Here is a 7,699-nt window from a genome sequence, read left to right as displayed (position 1 = left end):
AAATGGCTACTATTGATAAAATGAAGAAAGACGGAACTTTTATGACATTGTCTAAAAAAGAACGTCTTCAAGTTGATCGTCTTCGTGCAAAATTAGAGAAGAACTTAGGTTCTATCGCTGATATGTCTAGACTTCCAGCTGCATTATTTGTAGTGGATATCAAGGCTGAACACATCGCAATAAAAGAAGCACAAAAATTAAACATTCCAGTTTTCGCAATGGTTGATACTAACTCTGATCCACGTGAAGTAGATTACGTTATTCCAGCCAATGATGATGCTTCAAAATCAATTGATAAAATTTTATCTTTAGTAACTGCTGCAGTTATTGACGGATTAGCTAACAGAACTTCTGATAAAGAAGGTGATGATACTACTGAAGTTGATGCTGTTGAAGAAGTAACTGCTGCTGAAGTAGTAACAGAAGCTGTTGCTGAAGTTGAAGCTCCGGTTGCTGAAGAAGCTGCTGAAGTTGAAACTCCAGAAGTAGAAGCTGCTCCAGAAGTAGAAGCAGTTGTAGAAGTAGAAGCTGCTCCAGAAGCTGAAGCTACTGAAACAAAAACTGAAGAGTAAAACAAAATAATTACGAATTATGAATTAAGAATTACGGATTATTTTCAATCGTAATTTCCAGTTTGTAATTCGTAATTTACTTTTAAAACGATTTTTAAATTTTAAATAAAAAATATTATGTCAACAATCACAATTACTGCTGCAGACGTAAACAAGTTAAGAACTATTACCGGTGCAGGAATGATGGACTGTAAAAAAGCATTAGTAGAAGCTGATGGCGATTTTGATTTAGCAATTGAAAACCTTAGGAAAAAAGGTCAAAAAGTTGCTGCAAACCGTTCAGACAGAGAATCTACTGAAGGTGCTGCTATTGCAGTTGTTAATGCAGACAAGACTTCTGGTGTTGTTATTACATTAAACTGCGAAACTGACTTCGTTGGAAAAAATGAAGGTTTCGTAAAATTGGCTACTGAGTTAGCTAACTTAGCTATGAACTTCGATAACAAAGAAGAATTCTTAGCTGCAGATTTTAACGGACTTACTGTTGCTGAAAAATTAATCGAGCAAACTGGTGTTATTGGAGAAAAAATTGAAATCGCTTCTTTCGAAAGATTGTCTGGTGCTTTTGTTGGTTCTTACATCCACGCTGGTAACAAAATTGCTACTTTAGTTTCTTTATCTGCTAACGTTGCTGGTGCTGAAGAAGCTTCAAGAAACGTAGCAATGCAGGCTGCTGCTATGTCTCCAATTGCTTTAGATGAAGCCGGAGTTGACGCTGCAATTGTTGAAAAAGAAATTGAAATCGCTAAAGATTTACTTCGTCAGGAAGGAAAACCGGAAGCTATGATTGAAAACATCGCTAAAGGTAAACTAGGTCGTTTCTTTAAAGACAATACTTTGGTAAACCAGGATTATATTAAAGATAGCTCAATGAGTGTTGCTAACTACATTAAATCTGTTGATGCAGGTTTGACTGTAACTGGTTTCAGAAGAGTTGCCCTAGGATAATTTTTGAAATACGAAGTACGATTTACAAAGTACGAAGTATAAAATATTAAAACCCTGTTTCTTTATTGAAACGGGGTTTTTTGTTTTATACTAATATCACTTTTTTTACGTTATACATATAAATCTTACTTATTTATTCTAACCCATCCAAAATGAAGTATCTTTTATCTTGTCTTTTTCTTATCCAATTTGTAAGCGCCCAGAATGTCTCAATCAAACTCAAGTTTGAAAACACTTCAGATTCCATACCAATTACAGCCAACAAAAGTATTAATGATGATGCTGGTTATTTCTTGATGAATACTGATACCATTTATACCAAAAACAATCAGGCAGAGCTAAAGTTTAATGCTGTCAATCCAGGTTATATGTATTTCACTTTCTCTAAAGCAAATCCGGTCATCAATCTTTTATACGAACCAAATGAAGTTATTCAGTTAAAAATCACAAAAGATCAGGATAATAAATACGCCATTGAATATGACGGAAAAAATAGCGATGTTTTGTTGGCGATAAATTTTGATACCATTTATAAATATCAAAAGTTTGCCAAAAAATTAAGACCGATAATTTTTAATGCAAAGAAAGGTTCGGATATTTTAACCTTTATAAAAAGCCAATATGCAGAAGGGCTGAAACAACTTCAGGGTTTCTACGATAACAAAACAATCTCTAAAAAAATGTTTGATGCTTCCAGATTGTACTTGGAAGCCACTTTATCCAATAATTCAAAAAGCATAATTGAAGATATTTTCAGAATTGAAGAGGAATATGTAAACACTAAACTTCCTAAAAGTGAATTTGTCGATTTACTAAACAATCTGATGCACCAATATAGTCCGTTTGATAATAAATTCAAGGGCTTTACAACCTATGCAACTTTAGAAAACCTACAGGCTGCATCTAAATTTATAAATGAAAGTGGTTCAGATGAACAACGATATGATAATGGTTTGTGGAAAAACAAAAATGCCAGAGAGTATTATAACTTTATTCCGCTGCAATATCAGGAAAAGCTGTTTGCTCATTTGTTTGTTAATGACCGTTTAGACGAAAATGATTTCAAACAATTCAAATTGGTTTTTCCCAACAGCAAATACACAACGTATTTAGAAAAATATCTGAAAAACAAGAAAGCAACGATTTATAAACCCTATGCTTTTGGTTATTTCTTAAATAATGAATTTGAGTATATCAGCCAGGTAAACAGTATTGACATCGAAGCAATAATAAAAGATAATTTTAAAGGAAAAGCTGTTTTTGTTGACTTATGGGCAAGTTATTGTGGACCTTGCTTTCAGGAGTTTTCCTATTCTCAAAAACTCTTTTCCTTTTTAAAAACCAATGCTATTGAAATGCTTTACATCAACATTGACAGGGAAAAAGATATTGCCAAATGGCAGCCAAATATAAAAAGCAGTTATTTGGAAGGCAATCATATTTTTGCTTCAGACAAAATTCAGAAATCTTTACAAAAGCTATTAAAAGAACCGAATGGCGTTTATATTCCGAGGTATTTATTATTTAATTCAAAAGGTGAATTGGTGTTGCCAAACACAAAAAAGCCTTCTGAAGAACAACCATTATATAATGAAATACTAAAGGCATTAAAATAACAAAAAACCGATTCAAATGAATCGGTTTTTTGTTTTATAAACTTTACTTATTTCTTCTGAACAGCGAAGCCTCTTGCCCGCATCAAAGCATCCGTATTAACATCTCTGCCTCTGAATTTTTTATAGGCAATTGCAGGGTCAATTGTGTTTCCTATACTGAAAACATAATCATGTAATCGTTTGGCAACTTCTTTATCATACAAGCCATCTTTGGTTTCGGTAAAGGCTTCCGTCGCATCCGCACTGATAGCATCTGCCCACAAATAACCATAATAACCTGCAGCATAAGCATCATCAGAGAAGATATGTCCAAACTGTGGAATACGGTGACGCATTACTATTTCTTTTGGCATTTTTAAAGCATCTAACGTTTCTTTTTCGAATTGTTTTGGATCAATATCAGGATTTTCTAATAAATGTAATTTCATATCTACCAAAGCACTTGCAATAGTTTCTACAGTAGAAAAAGCTTCATTAAATGTTGCTGCTTTATTATTTCTTTCTACCAATGACATTGGCATTGGTTCCCCTGTTTTATAATGCAACGCAAACTGATTCAACACTTGTGGTGTTGCTAACCAACGCTCCATAACTTGGGAAGGAAACTCAACATAATCTCTTGGAGTATTTGTTCCTGATAAACTTGGATAAGTCACATCCGAATTCAAACCGTGTAATGCATGTCCAAATTCATGAAACAACGTACTCGCATCGTCCCATGAAATCAATATTGGCTCGCCATCTTTTCCTTTAATGAAATTACAATTGTTAGACACAATAGTAATCACATCGCCATTTACTCTGCTTTGTTCTCTGGTTGCATTCATCCACGCACCGGAACGTTTTCCTTTACGCGCATAAGGATCAAAATACCAAAGTCCAACAAGTTTTTTTGTGTCTTTATTATAAACTTCCCAGGTTCTAACATCCGGATGGAAAACAGGAACATTGGTTACTTGTCTGAATCCTAAATGGAAAATTTCTCCTGCAACCCAAAACATTCCTTCACGTAATTTCTCTAATTGCAAATACGGTTTTAAATCGTTTTGGTCTAAATCGTATTTTGCTTTTCTAACTTTTTCTGAATAATAGCGATAATCCCAAGCGGCTATTTTAAACTTTTCTTCCCAAGCCATCGTATTCGAATTTTGTCCATCTGTATCAAGCAATCTTTGCATTTCGGCAACATCAGCATGCACTTTTTCAACTGCCGGCGTCCAAACAGACATCATCAAATCCATTGTTTTTTCAGGTTTTTGGGCCATAGTATTTGACAAACTCCAATCGGCAAAAGTTTTAAAACCTAGTAGTTTGGCTTTCTCCGCACGCAATTTTAAAATTTGAACTAATGTTTTATTATTGTTATTGGCATTATCATTATCGCCACGACTTGTCCAAATCTGAAACGCTTTTTCTCTTAAATCTCTACGACTTGAAAACGTTAAAAACGGTTCCATAGAAGAACGGGTATTGGCAATACAACCCATTACGCTTAGCTTTCTTTCTTTGGCATCAGCTTTAGCAGCATTTTTCAATTCATCTGGCAAACCATCAAAATCTGCTTCAGTTTTTAATTCTAAATAATAATTGCTTTCGTCTGCCAATTGATTTTGACTGAACTTTGTAAATAAACCAGCTAATTCCTGATTGATTGCAGCAATTCTTGTTTTGCTTTTTGCAGTTGCTTTTGCACCTTCGCGAACATAGTTGGAATAGTACAACCAAACCAATCGTTGTTGTTCTTTGGTCAGTTTTTTAGTTGATGGCGCATTATACACTTTTGAAATTCTGGCAAACAACTTTGCGTTTTGATATATTTTATTAGAAAGGTCATATACCTTAGGTGTCATTTCAGTTTCTATAGGCTCAAATTCAGGGCTGTTCATATTGGAACTGTAAATTCCAAAAACAGCATAAACCTGGCTGAATCTTTTACCTGTTTTTTCTAACGCCACAATCGTATTAGTAAAAGTTGCCGGTTTTGGATTGTTGGCAATTTTAGAAGTTTCATTCAATTTTTCCTGAATAGCATATTCAAGTGCAGGTTTTAAATCTTTTAATTTGTAGTCTGTAAATGCTGGAACGCCACCATAAGGTCCAGCCCAATCATTAAGGAAAGAATTGCGATTTGCTTGTGCATTTACCATAACCGTTGGAGCAATCATAATCAATGTTAAAATTATTTTTTTCATTATTTGTTTGTTTTTATCAAAAGTAATGAAAATTCAATTCATCTCACTACTATAATAATCATTAACCAAAATTGCATAAATTTGAGAAAAAGTAACCCTATGTTTCAATCCAGAAAAGATATTATTTATGTTGTTCTTGCCGGAATATTTATCACGAATGCTGTTTTAGCAGAACTAATTGGTGGAAAACTAATTGATGTTGGACCTGCCGTTATGAGCATTGGAATTCTGCCCTGGCCTATTGTTTTTGTCACCACCGATTTAATCAATGAATATTTTGGAGAAAAAGGCGTTCGCAAACTTTCTATAATTACAGCTTGTTTAATTGCCTACACTTTTATCGTTTTGTTTTTTGCGATGAAAATTCCATCGACTGGAATTAGTACGGTTTCGACTTCGCAGTTTAATGCTGTTTTTGGACAAAGCCAATTGATTATTGTGGGAAGCATTACTGCCTTTTTAATTTCGCAACTGATAGACGTTAGCATTTTTCATTTTTTTAAAAGAAGAACTGGAGAAAGAAAGATTTGGCTGCGAAGTACTGGCTCAACAGTAATTTCGCAATTGTTTGATAGTTTTATCGTTTTGGGAATTGCATTTTGGCTGCCTGGAATTATGGATACAAAAACTTTTCTGCTTTCGGCAATGACAGGTTACAGCGTTAAACTGGCGATTGCGGTTTTAATGACGCCAATGATTTATTTGGGACATAATTTAATTGATAAATATATTGCAAAAGATGGAAACTAAAATACGTTGTGGCTGGTGTGAAAAAGATGATTTGTACAGAGATTATCACGATAACGAATGGGGAACTCCGGTTTATGATGACGACAAACTGTTTGAGTTTTTGGTTTTGGAAACTTTTCAGGCAGGCTTGAGCTGGTATACGATTTTGAGCAAACGGGAAAATTTCAGGAAAGCTTTTGATTATTTTGATTATAAAAAAATTGCAAAATATGACGATAAAGAAATCGAAACACTGATGCAGAATGCAGGCATTATTCGAAATGGATTAAAAATAAAAGCTACGATTTCTAATGCAGTTGCTTTTATGGAAGTGCAGAAAGAATTTGGCACTTTCTCAAAATACATTTGGGGATTTACAGGCGGAAAACCAATCGACAACAACCCAAAAGGCTTAAAAGATGTTCCTGCTGTCACCGAAATTTCAGATGCTTTGAGCAAAGATTTAAAGAAACGCGGATTTAAATTTGTTGGTTCAACGGTTGTGTATGCTCATATGCAAGCCACAGGAATGGTGAATGACCATGTGGAAGATTGCTGGAAGAGGAAATAGTGTTCAATCGCAGTTGGCAGAAAAAACTGAAAACTGAGACTAACTTTTCAAAACTCTGATAAACGTTTCTCTCGAAATCTCAAAAGCGCCAAGTTTTTCCAAATGGTCGTTATGAACCTGGCAATCTAACAGTTTATAGTTGTTTTCTTTTAAGTATTGAATCAAACTCACAAACGCAATCTTACTTGCATTTGGCACTTTGGAAAACATGCTTTCGCCGCAAAATATGTGTCCCAAATCCACACCATATAAACCTCCAACCAATTCGTCATTTTGCCAAACCTCAACGGATTTAGCAATTCCCATTTCATGGAGTTTTGTATAAGAAACTTTGAAATCATCGGACAACCAAGTCCCTTCTTGTCCCGGACGTTCTATTTCCTGACATCCCGCAATTACCTCTTTGAAATTTTGATTAAAAGTGACTTTAAACTTATTCTGATTCAGCAGATTCCGTATGCTTTTTGAAACTTTGTACAGTTGCGGAACTACCACCATTCTTTCCGGTGGCGACCACCATAATACTGGTTCGTCTTCATTAAACCAAGGAAAAATTCCGTTGCGATACGCTAAAAGCAATCGCTCTATCGATAAATCGCCACCAATAGCAAGAACGCCTTCTATCGAAGCTTCTTCAACTGGTGGAAAATATAGTTCTTTGGTTAGAAAATACATTTTTAAGAAAATAGAATATAGAGAATAGAAAAAAGAGCAATAAAAAAGTCATTCTAAATTACCTTTTTGGTTTTACATTTAGAATGACAATCTATATTCTATACTCTTTGTTCTTTTCTCTTGATTAAAAAGGTAAATCGTCGTGTTCTTCTTCATTGAAGTTGGTTGCTGGCGCAAACGCTTCTGCGGGTGGCATTGGAGCCATTCCTGCTGCGCTTGGTGCTTCAGCTTGTAGTTTTTCAACTCTCCAACCCTGAATATCGTTGAAATATTTAGTTTCTCCTTGTGGATTTGTCCATTCTCTTCCTCTCAAATTGATTGACACTTTTACTGCATCACCAACATTGTAATTATTCAACAAATCACATTTGTCCTGCACAAAGTTGATGCTGATAA

Annotated in this window: 8 protein-coding genes; 5 read left to right on the top strand and 3 right to left on the bottom strand. The window is 34.7% G+C overall.

The annotated features are described in order from the left end of the window. The 3 genes from rpsB to ABIQ27_RS07365 form a co-directional block, all read left to right on the top strand. Nucleotides 1-572: 30S ribosomal protein S2 (gene rpsB / locus ABIQ27_RS07375; protein ID WP_348033158.1), on the top strand; the 572-nt coding region annotated here is incomplete at its 5' end. Nucleotides 573-689: 117 nt separating this feature from the next. Continuing rightward, complete coding sequence (gene tsf, locus ABIQ27_RS07370) at nucleotides 690-1,520, top strand: translation elongation factor Ts (RefSeq protein ID WP_348033157.1); 831 nt, start codon at nucleotides 690-692, stop codon at nucleotides 1,518-1,520. A gap of 152 nt (nucleotides 1,521-1,672) precedes the next feature. Further along, nucleotides 1,673-3,136, top strand: a complete 1,464-nt coding sequence (locus ABIQ27_RS07365; RefSeq protein ID WP_348033156.1) for a redoxin family protein — start codon at nucleotides 1,673-1,675, stop codon at nucleotides 3,134-3,136. 47 nt (nucleotides 3,137-3,183) lie between these two features. Here ABIQ27_RS07365 and ABIQ27_RS07360 read toward each other — a convergent pair whose 3' ends face one another. Beyond that, nucleotides 3,184-5,328 (bottom strand): M3 family metallopeptidase, encoded by a 2,145-nt coding sequence (locus ABIQ27_RS07360; RefSeq protein WP_348033155.1) that lies wholly within the window; start codon nucleotides 5,326-5,328, stop codon nucleotides 3,184-3,186. A 99-nt stretch (nucleotides 5,329-5,427) separates the two neighbouring features. Here ABIQ27_RS07360 and ABIQ27_RS07355 point away from each other — a divergent pair, with 99 nt between their 5' ends. Beyond that, nucleotides 5,428-6,078 (top strand): queuosine precursor transporter, encoded by a 651-nt coding sequence (locus tag ABIQ27_RS07355; protein WP_348033154.1) that lies wholly within the window; start codon nucleotides 5,428-5,430, stop codon nucleotides 6,076-6,078. Beyond that, the gene (locus ABIQ27_RS07350) at nucleotides 6,068-6,628 is read left to right on the top strand and encodes a DNA-3-methyladenine glycosylase I (RefSeq protein WP_348033153.1); all 561 of its coding nucleotides are present in this window, start codon (nucleotides 6,068-6,070) and stop codon (nucleotides 6,626-6,628) included. The genes ABIQ27_RS07355 and ABIQ27_RS07350 overlap by 11 nt, the downstream gene beginning before the upstream one ends. Before the next feature lie 39 nt (nucleotides 6,629-6,667). Here ABIQ27_RS07350 and aat read toward each other — a convergent pair whose 3' ends face one another. Together aat and ABIQ27_RS07340 are read right to left on the bottom strand one after the other, a co-directional pair. Continuing rightward, complete coding sequence (aat, locus tag ABIQ27_RS07345) at nucleotides 6,668-7,303, bottom strand: leucyl/phenylalanyl-tRNA--protein transferase (RefSeq protein ID WP_348033152.1); 636 nt, start codon at nucleotides 7,301-7,303, stop codon at nucleotides 6,668-6,670. A gap of 124 nt (nucleotides 7,304-7,427) precedes the next feature. Then, nucleotides 7,428-7,699: DUF3127 domain-containing protein (locus tag ABIQ27_RS07340; RefSeq protein WP_348033151.1), on the bottom strand; the 272-nt coding region annotated here is incomplete at its 5' end.

This window comes from Flavobacterium sp., assembly GCF_039916025.1.
In the GTDB taxonomy this organism is placed as follows: domain Bacteria; phylum Bacteroidota; class Bacteroidia; order Flavobacteriales; family Flavobacteriaceae; genus Flavobacterium.
Note: the sequence above shows the minus strand (reverse complement) of the source record. Positions and strands in the feature narration are given on the sequence as shown.

Excerpts from the sequence above, each read along its gene's own strand:
- tsf (WP_348033157.1), top strand. The coding sequence starts at position 690 with ATGTCAACAATCACAATTACTGCTGCAGACGTAAACAAGTTAAGAACT.
- ABIQ27_RS07365 (WP_348033156.1), top strand. The coding sequence starts at position 1,673 with ATGAAGTATCTTTTATCTTGTCTTTTTCTTATCCAATTTGTAAGCGCC.
- ABIQ27_RS07360 (WP_348033155.1), bottom strand. The coding sequence starts at position 5,328 with ATGAAAAAAATAATTTTAACATTGATTATGATTGCTCCAACGGTTATG.
- ABIQ27_RS07355 (WP_348033154.1), top strand. The coding sequence starts at position 5,428 with ATGTTTCAATCCAGAAAAGATATTATTTATGTTGTTCTTGCCGGAATA.
- ABIQ27_RS07350 (WP_348033153.1), top strand. The coding sequence starts at position 6,068 with ATGGAAACTAAAATACGTTGTGGCTGGTGTGAAAAAGATGATTTGTAC.
- aat (WP_348033152.1), bottom strand. The coding sequence starts at position 7,303 with ATGTATTTTCTAACCAAAGAACTATATTTTCCACCAGTTGAAGAAGCT.